The sequence below is a fragment of the Pseudomonas sp. FG43 genome (genome assembly GCF_057809175.1).
In genome coordinates, this window is sequence record NZ_JBMDJL010000008.1 from 15,184 (window position 1) to 30,800 (window position 15,617).

General features: G+C 57.6%; 11 protein-coding genes. 5 read left to right on the forward strand and 6 right to left on the reverse strand.

The window, feature by feature from the left end; all coding sequences use genetic code 11:
• Window positions 1–69 precede the first annotated feature (69 nt).
• Both ACODS3_RS11440 and pobA read right to left on the reverse strand, forming a co-directional pair.
• A complete protein-coding gene (locus ACODS3_RS11440; RefSeq protein ID WP_489034338.1) occupies window positions 70–1,398 on the reverse strand; it encodes an MFS transporter in 1,329 nt (442 codons plus the stop codon).
• Between the two features lie 223 nt (window positions 1,399–1,621).
• Complete coding sequence (gene pobA, locus ACODS3_RS11445) at window positions 1,622–2,806, reverse strand: 4-hydroxybenzoate 3-monooxygenase (RefSeq protein WP_489034340.1); 1,185 nt, start codon at window positions 2,804–2,806, stop codon at window positions 1,622–1,624.
• A gap of 153 nt (window positions 2,807–2,959) precedes the next feature.
• Here pobA and ACODS3_RS11450 point away from each other — a divergent pair, with 153 nt between their 5' ends.
• Entirely contained in the window at window positions 2,960–3,829 is an 870-nt protein-coding gene (locus ACODS3_RS11450; RefSeq protein WP_489034342.1) for a helix-turn-helix domain-containing protein, read from the forward strand.
• Between the two features lie 157 nt (window positions 3,830–3,986).
• Here ACODS3_RS11450 and ppnN read toward each other — a convergent pair whose 3' ends face one another.
• Window positions 3,987–5,360 (reverse strand): nucleotide 5'-monophosphate nucleosidase PpnN, encoded by a 1,374-nt coding sequence (gene ppnN, locus ACODS3_RS11455; protein ID WP_201004766.1) that lies wholly within the window; start codon window positions 5,358–5,360, stop codon window positions 3,987–3,989.
• A 322-nt stretch (window positions 5,361–5,682) separates the two neighbouring features.
• Here ppnN and ACODS3_RS11460 point away from each other — a divergent pair, with 322 nt between their 5' ends.
• The 4 genes from ACODS3_RS11460 to ACODS3_RS11475 all read left to right on the forward strand — a co-directional run bounded on the left by ACODS3_RS11460 (window position 5,683) and on the right by ACODS3_RS11475 (window position 9,912).
• Window positions 5,683–6,357: a TIGR04211 family SH3 domain-containing protein gene (locus ACODS3_RS11460; RefSeq protein ID WP_201018407.1), complete on the forward strand. Its 675-nt coding sequence runs from the start codon at window positions 5,683–5,685 to the stop codon at window positions 6,355–6,357.
• 357 nt (window positions 6,358–6,714) lie between these two features.
• Complete coding sequence (locus ACODS3_RS11465) at window positions 6,715–8,316, forward strand: tetratricopeptide repeat-containing response regulator (RefSeq protein WP_201004763.1); 1,602 nt, start codon at window positions 6,715–6,717, stop codon at window positions 8,314–8,316.
• Entirely contained in the window at window positions 8,313–9,005 is a 693-nt protein-coding gene (locus tag ACODS3_RS11470; protein ID WP_201018408.1) for a sensor histidine kinase, read from the forward strand. The genes ACODS3_RS11465 and ACODS3_RS11470 overlap by 4 nt, the downstream gene beginning before the upstream one ends.
• 130 nt (window positions 9,006–9,135) lie before the next feature.
• Entirely contained in the window at window positions 9,136–9,912 is a 777-nt protein-coding gene (locus ACODS3_RS11475) for a dTDP-4-amino-4,6-dideoxyglucose formyltransferase (protein WP_201018409.1), read from the forward strand.
• 38 nt (window positions 9,913–9,950) lie between these two features.
• On the opposite strand, the gene ACODS3_RS11480 is transcribed toward ACODS3_RS11475, so the two are convergent.
• From ACODS3_RS11480 to vioA, 3 genes are all read right to left on the reverse strand, one after another.
• Window positions 9,951–13,445, reverse strand: a complete 3,495-nt coding sequence (locus tag ACODS3_RS11480; protein WP_201018410.1) for a glycosyltransferase — start codon at window positions 13,443–13,445, stop codon at window positions 9,951–9,953.
• A 73-nt stretch (window positions 13,446–13,518) separates the two neighbouring features.
• Window positions 13,519–14,244 (reverse strand): class I SAM-dependent methyltransferase, encoded by a 726-nt coding sequence (locus ACODS3_RS11485; RefSeq protein WP_304574364.1) that lies wholly within the window; start codon window positions 14,242–14,244, stop codon window positions 13,519–13,521.
• A gap of 2 nt (window positions 14,245–14,246) precedes the next feature.
• Window positions 14,247–15,362, reverse strand: coding sequence for a dTDP-4-amino-4,6-dideoxy-D-glucose aminotransferase VioA (gene vioA, locus ACODS3_RS11490; protein ID WP_201018411.1), 1,116 nt, complete (start codon window positions 15,360–15,362; stop codon window positions 14,247–14,249).
• Between the last annotated feature and the right edge of the window lie 255 nt (window positions 15,363–15,617).

The window sequence follows — 15,617 nt, forward strand, 5'->3', positions numbered from 1 at the left end:
TGGGTTGATCAGGCCTGAAAAATAAAAAAGCCAGACACGAAGTCTGGCTTTTGGTGCTGCAAGCAAGGATTACGCAGCAGCGGCCGCCTTGGGCGCTGACTGGCGGCTGATCCGCAAGGCCACCAGGCTGCCGACGATGGTCAGGCCGGCCAGGGAGTACAGCGCCATGGTGGTGGAACCGGTCTGGTCCTTGATCCAGCCCACCAGATACGGGCTGAGGAAGCCCGCCATCTGGCCGATGGAGTTGATCAGTGCCAGCCCGGCCACGGCGACGCTGGCGTTGAGCAGGGCGGTGGGCAGTGGCCAGAACATCGGCAGGCCGGTGAGGGCGCCCATGGTGGCGATGGTCAGGCCAAGAATCGCGATGACCGGCACGGTGGCGAAGTTGGCGGCGATGATCAGGCCCAGAGCACCCATCAGCATCGGCACGACCAGGTGCCAGCGTCGCTCATTGCGCAGATCCGCCGAGCGGCCCACCAGAATCATGAACACGCCCGCCATGAGATAAGGCACGGCGCTGATCCAGCCGATCACCAGTGCATCGCTGAAGCCCAGGTTCTTGATGATCGACGGCAGCCAGAAGTTGATCGCGTACACGCCGCTCTGGATGCAGAAGTAGATGAAGCCCAGCACCCAGATGAACGGCATGGTCAGTACCGAAAGAGGGGAGGCCTTTTCACTGATCACCGGGCGGCTGAGTTCATCGGTGGTGATGTCGGCCTTGACCCGCTGACGTTGCTCGGGTGTCAGCCAGCCTGCATCTTCGACCTTGTCGCACAGCAGCAGGAACGCCAGCAGGCCCAGCACGACAGTCGGCAGGCCCTGAATCAGGAACATCCACTGCCAGCCCGCCATGCCGCCCTGGCCAGCGGCGAAGTGGTTGAGAATCCAGCCGGAGAACGGGCCGCCCAGCAGGCCGGATACCGGAATGGCGGACATGAACAGTGCCATGATCCGACCACGCCGCTGGTTCGGGTACCAGCGCGAGAGGTAGAGCACGATGCCGGGGAAGAAGCCGGCTTCGGCCATGCCGGTCACGAAGCGCAGTACATAAAACTCCACCGGAGTAGTGACGAACAGCAGGCAGGTGGAGAACGTGCCCCAGGTGATCATCATCAGGCCGATCCAGCGCCGGGGTCCGAAACGATTGAGCGCCAGGTTGCTGGGCAGGCCACACAGTACGTAGCCAATGAAGAAGATCCCGGCTCCCAGGCCGTAGACGGTTTCGCTGAAGTTCAGGGCATCGAGCATCTGCAGCTTGGCAAAGCCGACGTTGACCCGATCCAGGTAGTTGAACAGGTAGCAGATAAAGATAAAGGGTATGAGGCGCAGAGTGATGCGACGGTAGACATGATTGCCTTCGACGTCGCCAGCATCCCGAATCGATGGGTTGGACATGGCGGTGAATCCTCGGAGCTTGTTGTTTTTATACTGCGTGCAACTGATCCCGATCTTAGGGGGCCGGGAACAAAAACTCTTTGGCGATTTGCACTGCCATGCGGGGTGGTTGTTGTGAGATTGCACAAAGCAGGAGCGAATTCATTCGCGAAGCCACATTGAAAACGATAAAAATTTATTGGATGTACCGATTATCGCGAATGAATTCGCTCCTACGCGCTCATTATTCAATCGCTTCGTAAGGCAGCCCCACATAGTTTTCGGCGATGGTCCTTCGGCCTGACTCCGAACCCACGTAGTAATCCAGCTCGGTCTGCTGAAGCCGCTGGCTGAAGTCATCGGTGCCGGGAAAGCTGTGCAGGATCGAGGTCATCCACCAGGAAAAACGTTCGGCCTTCCAGATCCGGCGCAGGCAGATCTGCGAATACTTCTCCAGCAAGTCCGTCCGGCCTTCCTTGTACACCTTGAGCAATATCCGGTACAGCGTGCTGACATCGCTGGCAGCCAGGTTCAGACCCTTGGCGCCGGTGGGCGGGACAATATGTGCGGCGTCGCCGAGCAGGAAAAGACGACCGTATTGCATGGGTTCCACGACAAAGCTGCGCAGCGGCGCGATGCTTTTCTCGATGGAGGGGCCGGTGACCAACCTCTCAGCCAGATGTTCGGGGAGACGGGTTTTCAACTCTTCCCAGAAGCGCTCATCCGACCAGTCTTCGACTTTCTCATCCGCGCTGACCTGCACGTAGTAACGGGTGCGAGTGGTCGAGCGCATGCTGCACAGGGCAAAGCCGCGTGGATGGCTGGCGTACACCAGTTCTTCGTTGACCGGCGGCGTGTCGGCCAGTACGCCGAGCCAGCCAAAAGGGTAAACGCGCTCGAAGACTTTCAGGCTGTCTGCGGGAATGGATTGCCGAGAAACACCGTGAAAGCCGTCGCAACCGGCAATGTAGTCGCAGTCCAGGCGCTGCGTTTTGCCGTTGTGGTTGAAGGTCACGTAAGGGCGATCGGTTTTCAGGTCGTGGGGTTGCACATCCTCGGCGTCATAAAGGGTCATGGCGCCTGCTGCCGAGCGGGCCTGCATCAGGTCGCGGGTGACTTCGGTCTGGCCGTAGACCATGACGGTCTTGCCATCGGTCAGGGTTTTCAGGTCTATACGCTCGCAGCGCCCGTCAAAAGCCAGTTCAAAGCCATCATGAATCAGTCCTTGGGCATCCATGCGTTCACTGGCACCGGCTTCGCGCAGCAGATCGATCATGCCTTGTTCAAGCACGCCGGCGCGGATACGGGAAAGGATGTAGTCGGGATTCTTGCGTTCGATGATGACGTTATCGATACCGGCACGTTGCAGCAGTTGGCCCAGCAGCAGCCCGGACGGGCCTGAACCGATGATTGCGACTTGGGTCTTCATTATTGTTTTCCTGCCATGTGATCCCTGCCAACCGATGGTCGGTGAGATGTCTTTGTTTTTGTCTCCTGTATTTTTAATGGATGCCGATGGCATAAGAAGGCAATATCCAGCGCATTATCTGGACTTTTCAAGGATTACCCTTCGGAGTCGGTCATGCCCAGAGCAGCGCTCGTTGCGATTCCGGTATTCAAGCTCTATGGCGAGACGGCTGCCTGGCCGACGCCTGATCTGATTCACTGCGAGTCGATCCCCGAGCGCAGCAAGATCCATGAATGGGAGATCAAACCCCATCGGCACAGCGATCTGGTGCAGTTGCTGTATGTGCAATCGGGGCTGGCGATGTTGAAGGTCGAAGACTCGGTCCAGCATGTCGATACACCTTCGTTGCAGGTGGTCCCGGCGTTGAGTGTGCATACCTTCAGGTTCTGTGAAGACATTCAAGGGCACATTCTCAGCCTGGCCAGGCCTTTGGTGGAGCAACTGGAGACGGCTCTGGACGGCTCGGTCCTGAGTGCGGCGCGGTGCTATTCGCTGGGTGACGACAGTCATTACGTGGATACGCTGTTCAGCGCGATTGCAGCGGAGTACCGACAGCGTCGACCTGGGCGTGACCTGATGTTGCAGTCATTGATCAATGTGCTGATGGTCTGGCTCAGTCGGCGCAACAATGAGCACTCGCGTCAGGAAGTTCAGGTGCCGGATCGCGGGCGCGAGCATTTGCAGGCATTCATGCATCAACTGGAATCGAGTTTTCGCGAGCATTGGTCGATTGAGCGACATGCGCAGAAAATGGGCATCAGCGCCGCACATCTCAACGTATTGTGTCGCCGTCTGTGCGACCAGTCGGCCTTGCAGATCATCAACCAGCGACTGTTGCTGGAAGCCAGGCGCAATCTGGTTTACACCACCATGACCATCAATCAGGTGTCCGACAGCCTGGGGTTTTCAGAGCCTGCTTATTTCTCGCGTTTCTTCAAGCGTGCGACGGGGCTGTCGCCCAGGCAGTTTCGTATTCAGCGTTAAAAAAACGGGGCGCAAGTGGGAGGGGCCTTGGCCGCGACGACTAACTGACAGGCAACACATTTTCAGCGCCTTCAACTGGCTGTCGCGGCCAAGGCCCCTCCCACAGATTGTGAGTCTGGCCACCGGTTTTTTTGAAATCAGCCTCTTGCGTTTGTGTTTACGTCACTACCTGATAGCACGGCACATAGGCTGCGCCGCCGGGCAGTTTCATGCGGTGTTGTTCGACGAACGCCTGAAGCAGTTTGTCCAGCGGCTTCATGATCGCCGGGTCGCCATGGATCTGGTAAGGGCCATGTTCCTCGATCAGGCGAATGCCCTTGTCCTTCACGTTCCCTGCCACGATGCCGGAGAATGCACGACGCAGGTTGGCGGCCAGTTCATGAGGCGGCACGTCATGGTTCAGTTGCAGTTTCGCCATGTTTTCGTGGGTCGGATCGAAGGGGTGCTGGAAGCTTTCTTCAATCTTGAGCAGCCAGTTGAAGTGGAAGGCATCGTTGCGCTCGCGGCGGAACTGTTTGACTTCCTTCAGGCTGCGGGTCATCACCCGTGCAACTTCCGCAGGGTTATCGACGATGATCTGGTAATGCTTCTGCGCGGCTTCACCCAGCGTCGCGCCGACGAAGGCGTGCAGTTGTTGCAGGTAAGGCTCGGTATTTTTCGGGCCGGTCAGAATCACCGGGAACGGCACATCCTTGTTGTCCGGATGCATCAGGATGCCCAGCAGGTACAGGAACTCTTCAGCCGTGCCAGCGCCGCCGGGGAAGATGATGATGCCGTGGCCGACACGCACGAAGGCTTCCAGGCGTTTTTCGATATCCGGCAGGATCACCAGTTCGTTGACGATGGGGTTCGGCGCTTCGGCAGCGATGATGCCCGGTTCGGTCAGGCCCAGGTAACGGCCGCCATTGATCCGCTGTTTGGCGTGGGCAATGGTGGCGCCTTTCATTGGGCCTTTCATGACGCCAGGGCCGCAACCGGTGCAGATGTCCAGGCTGCGCAGGCCCAGTTCGTGGCCGACTTTCTTGGTGTATTTGTATTCTTCGGTGTTGATCGAGTGGCCGCCCCAGCAGACCACCATCTTCGGCTCTACACCGGCGCGCAGGGTACGGGCGTTGCGCAGCAGGTGGAACACGTAGTCGGTAATGCCCTGGGAGTCACTCAGGTCGATGCGCTGGCTGTCCAGTTCGCTCTCGGTGTAGACGATATCGCGCAGGGCGCTGAACAGCATTTCGCGAGTGCTGGCGATCATTTCACCATCGACGAAGGCGTCGGCGGGAGCATTGAGCAATTCCAGGCGAACTCCGCGATCCTGCTGATGAATGCGGACCTCGAAGTTCTCGTAGGCTTCAAGAATGGTCTTGGCGTTATCGACATGGGCGCCAGTATTGAGAATGGCCAGGGCGCACTGGCGGAAAAGCGTGTAGGTGCTGCCTGAACCGGCAGCGCTGAGCTGCTGCACTTCGCGTTGAGAAAGGGTTTCGAGGCTGCCTTTGGGGCTGACCGAGGCGTTAATCACTTGTCTTGGGATCATTCTATTTTCCATTAGAGCGATGCAGTCGCAGTTGCATCAGGAGGGTGAGCATCACCTGGCCGTATTCTCTACGGCACATGGACGGGAAAGCAAACACTGCACACCACAGTCACTGTGTTCAGCATAGTCGCACGGCTGAATCCGTTTGAAATCAGTAAATAACGGGCCTTGTGCCATATGGCTGAATTTTGACGCTTGGGGGCGCGATAGTGAACCTGACCCCTTTCGCAGGGTCTGTTAGCTGACGGACTCACTCGACGGACCACAAGGTCAGGAGCCTCAGGGTCTTAATTTCTTATTTCAGACAAAGATAATCATTGCCATGTCTCTTCATCTTTCTGCACTCGTTTCCCGTGCGCCTGTCTTCTTCAACTCTTCCCGTCGTGCGCTCGGGGCCGGTCTGCTCGGCACATTGCTGACTGTTTTTACCCCTTTTCATGCCCAGGCTGCCGAAAACGAACGCTGGGTCAGCGACAGCCTCAACACTTATGTGCGCAGTGGCCCTACCGATGGGCACCGTATCGTCGGCACCCTGAAATCCGGGCAAAAGGTCGATCTGCTCTCAACCCAGGGCAGCTACAGCCAGGTCCGGGGCGAGAGCGGCAGCACCGTCTGGATCCTCAGCAGCGACCTGCAGGATGTGGCCGGTCCGGCCGAAAGGGTTCCGCAACTGACCGAGCAGGTGGGGCAGCTCACCGGCCAACTGGCGGACATCGACAATACCTGGAAGACCCGTGTGCAGGGCATGCAGGAAACCCTGGATGCGCGCAAGAAGCTGATCGATGAGCTGGAAGCCCGAAGCCAGGCGCTCAATACCGAGCTGGCCGACACACAGGCCGAACTGCGCACGACCCAGGCTCGTCTGGGTGACGAGAACAAGCAGGTCATGATGCGTTACATGGTCTATGGTGGCAGCATTGCCGGGATCGGCTTGCTGGTTGGCCTGATCCTTCCTTCCCTGACCCGCAGCCGCAAGCGTAACGACGGCTGGGTGTGAGGTTGCATAACCTGCGTCGCGCAGCAAGCAGGTGCAGGTAGGAGCGGATTTATCCGCGAGACGTCCTTGAAGGCGATACATTTTCTTCGGATGTACGGGCCTCTCGCGAATAAATTCGCTCCTACGCCTATCTCATTCGCGAACGACCATTCAGTTTTTTAACCTTCGGTCGAAAAACTAAAGAGTCTTGTCAACTTTCTGGCAAATAGCGCAAAGAGTCCCGTCTGTGGAAAAATGTTTAATGGCTTCTAGCCATTAGTTATCATGTGCGCCCTGAAAGTTGGTTGCAAAGGCCGAACTAAAGCGTTTTCAGGTTTTTAGACGCATATTTTCACCCTCTGCAAGACAGGAATCTGGATGCTGGCGTACAACCAAAAGAGCTTTCTTATCGTCGACGATTTTTCCGATTTCCGGAGTTCGGTAAGGTCGATGCTGCGCGAGCTGGGTGTCAAGGACGTGGATACTGCCGACACCGGCGAGCAAGCCCTGCGTATGTGCTCGCAAAAGCGTTATGACTTTGTCTTGCATGACTTCAACCTGGGTGACGGTCGCAAGAACGGCCAGCAGGTGCTCGAAGACTTGATGGTCGAAAGACTGCTGAGCTATGAAAGCGTCTTTATCATGGTCACCGCCGAGAACAGCCAGGCCATGGTCATGAGCGCCCTTGAGTGGGAGCCCGATGGTTACCTGACCAAACCGTTCAATCGCGCGGGCCTGGCTCAGCGTCTTGAGAAGCTGGTACAGCGCAAAACCCTGCTCAAGCCGATCCTGCAAGCGCTTGACCGTCGCAAGCCTGCCGAAGTTCTGGCGGCCTGCAATAACCTGATTCAACAGGACCCACGTTTCGCGCCCTTGTGCCTGCGCTACAAGGCCGACGCCCTGCGTGACCTGAACCAGAACGAGCCTCTGGAAAGCTTCCTCAAGACCATCCTGGCCGACCGGGCTACGCCCTGGGCTTACGGCGCGTTGGGCAACCTGCTGCTCAAGCGCGGCAAGGTGACCGAGGCGCAAGCGGTGTTCGAGCAGGCCATCAAAGCCTTTCCGACCATGCCGGCCCTGTTTGACGGTCTGGCCGAAGTGCTGGTGGCCCGTGGCGATGCCAAACGTGCCCAGAGCGTGCTGGAAAACGCCGTGCGCCTGTCGCCACTGGCGGTGCGCAGGCAAAAGCTGCTGGGCAAACTGGCGCTGGGCAACGAGGATTTCGAGAGTGCTTCCAAGGCTTATCGACAGGCTGTATCCCAAGGCCAGCATTCGCGTTTCAAGGACCCTGAAACCAATCTCGGTCTGGCCCACGCCCTGATCAGCAAGGGCGGCGACCAGGGGCTGGATGCGCGGACTCGCGTTGAAATCAACAATGCCTTGGGCGATGTGGCCAAGGAGCACGGCGAAGACGAAGGCTTGCAGGTGCGTACGCGCTTGATGAAAGCGGCCAGCCTGCAACATTCCGATCCTGAAACTGCCGCTAAACTGACCGAGCAGGCCATGTCGCGTCTGGACAATATGGGGCAGTTTCTCAGTGCGGAGGCGGCGCTGGTAGTGGCCACCCAGCTCAAGCAACTGGGTCAGGAAGGTGCTGGCGCAGGCGTGCTCAAGAACTGTGCAGAAATCTACGGCGATGACCCGGCTGTCATGAAAAGCATCGCCACCATGACTGATGATCCTGCGATCCTTGGTGCCAACAAGGCAGCCATCGATCTCAATCTTCAAGGCGTGCGCAGCTACAAGGCCGGTAATCTCACCGAGGCGCAGGACATGTTCCGGCGTGCCCTTGCCTTGCAGCCCAAGAACATCAGTATCGCGCTGAACATGGCGCAGTCCTTGCTGCATCCAGGGCAGAACCTGGGTGAAGCAGGTCGTGAGGAGTGTCGTGCCACCCTGAAAATGGTTGGCAAGATGCCCGATAGTGATCCACGGTACGAGCGTTATCAGAAACTCAAGGAAAGGGCGTTTGGCGCATGAGTGACAAAGAGAACGGACTCGATTTCTCGATGGTGATCGCTTCCACCGTCCACGACATGAAGAACTCCCTGGCGACCCTGACCCAGGCTCATAGCGAGTGGCTGGCCCAGCTTCCCAGCGAGCAGCGCAGTAACCCCGAGCATGGCGTCATCGATTACGAGTTCGCCAACCTCAATGGCATGCTGGTGCAGTTGCTCGGCATCTATAAGCTGGGCGTCAACCAGCTTCCATTGCGTCCCGATTATCACGAACTGGATGATTTCATCGAGGCGCAACTGGCTCACCATCAGGAAGTGCTGGGTAGCCGTGGCATTATTGCCAACTGTGAAATCGACGCCTTGAGCCCGCTGGGCTTTTTCGACCGTGAACTGATCGGTTCGGTGGTGGCCAATATCATCGTCAACGCCATCCGGTTTGCCCGCGAGGAAATCGTGATCAGTGCCAGCGAAGAGGACGGCCAGTTGAAGATCGTCATCAATGACGACGGTCCAGGCTATCCGGCGCACATGATCGAGAATCAGGACGATTATGTTCAGGGCATCAACCAGAGCACTGGCAGCACAGGGCTCGGCCTGTACTTCGCGGCGCATATCGCTCGCCTGCATGAACGCAATGGCGTGCGGGGCCGTATCGAGATTGCCAATGGCGGTGTGCTGGGCGGCGGCAAGTTCAGCCTTTACCTGCCTTGAGCCCTTCCTTGCGGGCGATTTCGATTAAATAAGCCGTGTGGTGCTTCCTGGCCACGGCTTGCACCTCTCTGGAAGTCGCTGCTATATTTTTGACGCACCCTGTAATTTAACTGGCATATGGATAAATTCCGTGAAGTTGACAGACGATAATCAACACGTTTCGGGTCGCACTTCGCAAGTAAGGTTGTTGGTGGTTTCCGATAATCCACCACTTTCCGCGGCGCTGATAGAGTGCCTTGAAACGCTGGATGAGCATTTAACTGTCACGCTGGACTTGCGCTATACCTCCTACAACAAAACGCCCCAGAGCATGGTTGAACTGGGGGCTCGCGAGATCAATGTAAAAGATGATGAGGTGGTGGATTTCATCATCAGTCATTACGATCTGGTGCTGAGTGTTCATTGCAAACAGCTTTTTCCAAAGCGTCTGGTGGAAGGCGTGCGCTGTATCAACTTTCATCCGGGGTTCAACCCCTTCAACCGTGGCTGGTATCCCCAGGCGTTTTCAATACTCAATGGCCTGCCGGTGGGCGCAACGATTCATGTCATGGATAAAGAGATCGACCATGGTCATATCATTGCCCAGAAGCCGGTCACCGTGGGGTCGGGTGAAACGTCGCTTGAGGTTTACAATAAAGTCATCGAGGCTGAAAAGGAGTTGATGCGTGAATACTTGCCTCGAATCCTGCAAGGCAGATACGAAGTATTCAAACCGCTTTCCGAAGGTAATTACAACGGTATCAAGGATTATAACGAGCTGTGTGAGTTGAACCTGGATGAAGTGGGCTCTTTGCGAGACCATATCAATCTGTTGCGTGCTACATCACATGGCAACTTCAAGAATGCCTATTTCCATGACGAACTGGGTGAGAAGTACTTCATCAGGGTTGTTCTGGATAAAGCCTGATAAAGGCACCACAAGAATGTGGTGCCTTCACACTGGCCTTATCGAGGCCTTGACCAGACAGTCTGCCAATCCTGCAGATTCGTCGTATCCAGCATCCAGTTCTCTCTCACTTCACGCCTGAACTCGTCCCCAAGACGAGCACATTCGTCAGGTTGACTGATGTGCGCCTCGATGGCCGTGATCCAGGCTGAGGTTTCATTGCTGACTGTGGTCACCGGCAGATTGCCTTCGATACACAGCACATCGCTGCAGATCACCGGGTAGCCGCAAGCGCCAAACTCCAGCAGGGACACCGGGCTTTTGCTCTGGGTGGTCAGGTCCGACCGGGCCGGAACCAGCACAAGGTCCAGGTTCAGGCTGGCCAGCAGTTCGGGATACAGAACGCCTTCCACCGGCGAGCGCAGCTCATGGATGTACGGGCGCAACCAGCGCGAGCATGGGCCCATGATCACCCATTCCACCTTGTCGGCGAGAGCCTCGATAACTCCGGACAGGATCAGCAGATCGGCCTGTTGATCGGCTGTGCCGATCCAGCCTACACGCGGCTTGTCCCGGGTTTTGCGCTGGCTTTGCACGTTCAGCCAGATATCGGGCGACAGCCTGGTCGGGATCACCTGGATGTTGGGGTGTGCATCCTGGATCAGGTCGGCCAGAGCCTGTGTCGGCACGGTGACGGCGTCCACCTGTTCCAGCGCGCTACGTAACGAGGATGCCGACTCAAGGCCTGTCGGGTATTGGGGCAGGTCAAAGGTTACCCAGGCATTGGTGTGTTCCTTGATGGAACCGATGGCCTCTATTTGCGATGCCGTGATCGAACCTTGCAGCACAACCGTGTCCGGGCTCAGGCGGGCGATTTCTGGCAGCGAGAGAGGGCTGTTGCTCAGAACACCGTCCACGGCCAGGGCAGTCCCCAGCATTTGCAGTGGCTGGGCGACGCGAGTGCCTGCATGGGCATCATCCGGTTGTACCAGCATCACAGGCAGCGGACGGTGGATCAGCGGACGCCATGCCAGTTGCGGATTGTCTTGGCTGACAAAGCTGCCGGCCTGCAACGTCAGGTTGGTGTTGTAGGCCGGGTCCCAGGCCATGTAATGCAGCCAGCGGTGATGCAGTGCTCGCCGGGCGAAGTCCATGGCTTCTGCATCGATGGCTTGAGGGGCAGAGCGCAGCTGGATGACGGTATGAGGCGTCCAGACCACCAGATGCTGGGCGTCGCGAACCCTGAGGCACAGATCGACGTCGTTGAAGTACTGATGAAACAGATGTTCTTCCAGGCCCTGGACATCGTCAAAGAGCGACTTGCGAACCATCAGGCATGCGCCGCTGACCGCGCTGTAGTTCTGCTCTGTTTCCAGACGCGCAGCAAAGGATGCCGAGGCTGCGGGTTCGCCGCCCGTGACGGCCTGCGCCGTGTCCTGTAGGCCGACAATGATGCCGGCGTTGGCGAGGCTGCCGTCTGCGGCCAGAATCCTGGCCCCGACCACGCCGACTTCAGGTCGCTGCGCCTGATTGAGCAGGTTGTGCAGCCAGTCCTTGTGCAGGATGGCGGCATTGTCGGCCAGCAACAGCAGGTATTCGCCTTGTGCCTGTCGAGCCGCGCTATTGAGCAGGGCGGACTGGCTGAGGGTCTGTTGATGATGTACGACGCGGATCTTGTCCGATTGCAGCGAATCGATGTTCGCCAGCCATTCAAGGGTTTGCGCTGACTGGCTGTTGTTGTCGCTGATCAGGATTTCATAGTTCTGATAGGCCGTGTTTTCCAGGACGCTCTCTACACACGGCAGCAATGTTTCCAGTTGATCGTTGGAGCTGACAATGATGGAAACCAGCGGCTGTCCGGCATGACCATAGGTGATCCGGTAATGGCCCGACGCGGTTGTCTGGATTTCGCTGTCTGCATAGCCGCGAGCGAACAGGTGGCGCTGTAGCGTGCGCAGCTCGTCGTTGTTGTACTGGGGCTGGGCTTGTGGAGCGAGCACCAGCGGTTCGGCTGCATGGGCAAACTCGGTAAAGTCCGGGTGCTCGATCATGCGCAGGATCAGGTCCAGTTCCATGGCCTGTGCATGATCGGGATTGAAGCCGCCCACCAGCAGGGTTTTCTCTCGGCTGAACAGCCAGTTGCGGCTGGTTGCCGAAGGGCTGGCCAGCAGGTAGTCGAGGCTGAATTCCGGGCGCAGGCCCAGGCTGGCGCCCGCCTGGTTTTCGAGTGCGATTTCATCGCCGAACAGGGCGCAGGCGTGTGGTGCATCAATCAGTTTCAGTGCCGCGCTCAACAGGCCGCTTTGCGTGAAAGTAGTCCCTGCGTCGACCAGTACCCACCAGTCGTGTTCGTTTTCTGCCATCAGGTCATTGATGACGATGGCGCGATCCTGCTCAGTGGCGCTCAACCATGGCAACTGGGCTTGCAGTGGCGTCTGATTCGACGTGTCGTAGTCGGCGAGGATGAACACCTTGAGCTTGTCCAGCAGTTGCGGGTCGCCAGCCAGGCTCTGCACGGTGGCAAGGACGCTTTCGGGCTGCTGATTGAAGTCCGACACGACAATGGCAATTGTCGGGCCGCCGTCATGATCCTGCAGGTGCTGCCTGATCAGGGCCTGTTGCGGGACCGTAGGCCTGCGGGTGCCCAGCCAGCTGGCGACCTGCTGGTTGCGGCGCTGGTTCTCAGGGCGCCGGTCGAAATAGGCAACCAGGTCAAGTTCCTGAATATTGTCACGCTGCGACAGCGGGGCGATCTTGACGGTGCGATTCTGCTCTTCCGGGCGTACCCAGCCAAGCTCACGGGTGATGCGGTGATAATCGGCGCGTCGTTGTCTCGGGAGTTCAGGGTTGTTACGGCAGACTTCACTGCTCTGCTGATCGGAAACCCGGAAGTACGAAAGCGGGCGCGCAAGCATCGCCAGATTGCCCTGGCGAAGCAGCTTCACAAACAACGCAACGTCCGCCAGGCCCCAGATGAATATGCCCTTGAGCGACATGATTTCATTGCCGAACACCAGTGCATCTTCGCGGCGGAACATCACTGAGCTGGGTTCGCCAATGAAGTTGATCGGGTACTGGGCAATGAACGACACCAGTTCCGGACCATTGATCACGACATTGCGCCCGAACGGGTTGCGGGTGGCCATGTTGTCCTGCATGAACTGGCCTTTGTCGTCTACCAGTTTGCGGGTAGCGCAGACCATCTTGATGTCGGGGCTGTCGTGCAGGACATCGAAGAGCAGGCGTACACAGTCAGGGACCAGAATGTCATCGTCGTACAGGAACTTGATGAACTCACCACGGGCCAGGCTGATGGCGCGGGCACCGTTGTGCTCTTCGCCCAAGCCTACGGGGTTTCTCTCGTAGCGGATAGGCCAGCGGCTGCCAGGGCTGAGTTTGTCGACGATGTTCTTGATGGCCTCGGTCGGGCAATCGTCGCAGATGACGATTTCAACGTCGTCATGGTTCTGGCTGATCGCGCTGGCAAGCGCGGTCTCGAAAAAGGTGGCCTTGTAAGCCGGGATGACAATACTGACCAGGCGTGAAGAACTCATCGCAATACCACGTGTGAAGAGAGTAGGGAGGACCAGCCGTTCAACGGGGTCGGTGCAAGTGGGCCAGGTTCGCTCAGCACTTGCGGCCTATGTACAGAACCGATTGCTCGGTAATGCCGTGCTGTTTGAATACCCCGTCACCGAAGGCTTGGGTGCCCAGGGCATCGATCTGGAATCCGGCTGTTTCCAGGCGGGTCACGAAGTCATGTTTGGCGTACATGCGTACATGATCGTCCTGACCAAACCGCGCCCAGCGCTCATCCACGTTTTCTTCGTCCGGATCTTCGTCGGTCACGGTGGCGGTCAGCAGCAAGGGCACCATCAGAATGGCCGAGCCGCCTTTGGCCAGTACGCGATACAGCTCTGACATGGCCCTGGCGTCGTCACGCACGTGTTCGAGTACGTGGGAGCAGACGATGAAATCGAACGACTCATCGGCATAGATGTTCATGTCCATGATGTCGACCTTGTCATCTGCCATGGGCGAAAACAGGTCTGCCGAGCGATACCGGGCATTGGGCAGGCTGCGCAGGAATCTGGACAGGACCGGGGCTGGCGCGATGTCCAGGATGCGCAGTTCCTTGCCTTGCGGGTTGTTCAGCATATGCATGGAGAACAGTGCATAGAGCCGGTCGCGATCCGAGGCTGCGCATTCAGGGCAACTGTACTGGCTGACATTGAGTGTTTCGTAGTCTTCCATCGAGTAGTGGACATTCAAACGATGGGCGGCTTCCAGATAGGTTCTACCCAAGGGATAGAAGTTCGGAAAACGACAGGAGCATACCGGGCACGTTCGCATGTTCAGTTCTCATTACTTGCAGTGACGATCACATCGATGATGCTGTCGAAGGCTTCATCGGTGAGGCTGTCGAAAATGGGCAGACAGAGGATCTGGTTGGACAGGTCGGTTGCGATAGGCAAGCGATCGGGCTTGGCCGAGTCCAGGCCTCTGTACATCGGGAAGGTGGAAATCAGTGGGTAGAAATAGCGGCGTGCGAGGATATTGCGGTCGCGCATCCGTTGGTAAAGGTCATCGCGGGAAACGGCAAACTCGTTTCTGACCAGTACCGGAAAGTACGAGTAATTGTGCTTCTCGGTGCTCTGCCAGACGATGTCGATACCGGGCACCGAGGCCAGAGCCTCCCGATAGCGTTCGTCGATACGCTGACGCTTCAGAAGCGCCTGGTCGATATGTTGCAACTGCAAAAGGCCGAACGCTGCATTCACTTCGCTCATCTTGCCGTTGATGCCGGGCGCGACCACGGTGACTTCATCGGCGAATCCGAAGTTCTTCAGGTAGTCGATGCGTTGTTTGGTTTTCGCATCCGGGCTGACGATGGCGCCGCCCTCAAAGGTGTTGAACACCTTGGTGGCGTGAAAGCTCAGTACCGACAGGTCGCCGTGGTTGAGCAGGCTCTCGCCACGGAACTGCACGCCAAAGGCATGGGCCGCGTCGTAGATGACTTTCAGGCCGTAACGGTCGGCAATCTGCTGGATGCGGTCCACATCGCAAGGGATTCCGTAGCAATGCACGGGCATGATTGCCGTGGTCGCCGGGGTAATGGCTTCTTCGATACGGTCGGGGTCCAGGCTGTAGGTGTTGGGGTCGATATCGACGAACACCGGAGTCAGGCCATTCCAGAGCAGGGAGTGAGCGGTGGCGACGAAGGAGTAGGGCGTGGTGATGACTTCGCCCTTGATCCGCAGGGCCTGGATAGCGGTCATCAGTGCCAGGGTGCCATTGGAAAACAGCGACAGATGCTGGACGCCCAGATACTCGGCCAGCTCTTTTTCAAGCTGCTGGTGAAACGGGCCGCCGTTGGTGAGTTGGTGGCTTTGCCAGATCTGTTCGAGGTAGGGAATGAATTCCTCAAGAGGCGGTAACAGGGGACGAGTTACGGGAATCGGTGCGCTCATGGAGAGTTCTCTACTCGTGTCGCAGATGATTGCTGCTCGACAGGACATTTCTTGACGCCTTCCCTGTTCACGAGAATGGCTTTGACATAAAAATGGCAGCCGAACTGTTTTGCCGATGGTAAAAGCAAGAAGTCGGCCAAGAGTGCGGCGCTGAGATTTGCTGTACGCGGGTTGTGATCCTGTCGACGAAGTCATTTCAGTGCTTGATATCTCGAACGGGCGATGCGTATTTTGTGCAGGTTGCACTGAGCGACC

Coding starts and splice junctions, on each gene's coding strand:
- ACODS3_RS11470 (WP_201018408.1), top strand. CDS start 8,313: ATGAGTGACAAAGAGAACGGACTCGATTTCTCGATGGTGATCGCTTCC.
- ACODS3_RS11460 (WP_201018407.1), top strand. CDS start 5,683: ATGTCTCTTCATCTTTCTGCACTCGTTTCCCGTGCGCCTGTCTTCTTC.
- ACODS3_RS11440 (WP_489034338.1), bottom strand. CDS start 1,398: ATGTCCAACCCATCGATTCGGGATGCTGGCGACGTCGAAGGCAATCAT.
- ACODS3_RS11480 (WP_201018410.1), bottom strand. CDS start 13,445: ATGAGTTCTTCACGCCTGGTCAGTATTGTCATCCCGGCTTACAAGGCC.
- ACODS3_RS11465 (WP_201004763.1), top strand. CDS start 6,715: ATGCTGGCGTACAACCAAAAGAGCTTTCTTATCGTCGACGATTTTTCC.
- ppnN (WP_201004766.1), bottom strand. CDS start 5,360: ATGATCCCAAGACAAGTGATTAACGCCTCGGTCAGCCCCAAAGGCAGC.
- ACODS3_RS11485 (WP_304574364.1), bottom strand. CDS start 14,244: ATGCGAACGTGCCCGGTATGCTCCTGTCGTTTTCCGAACTTCTATCCC.
- vioA (WP_201018411.1), bottom strand. CDS start 15,362: ATGAGCGCACCGATTCCCGTAACTCGTCCCCTGTTACCGCCTCTTGAG.
- pobA (WP_489034340.1), bottom strand. CDS start 2,806: ATGAAGACCCAAGTCGCAATCATCGGTTCAGGCCCGTCCGGGCTGCTG.
- ACODS3_RS11450 (WP_489034342.1), top strand. CDS start 2,960: ATGCCCAGAGCAGCGCTCGTTGCGATTCCGGTATTCAAGCTCTATGGC.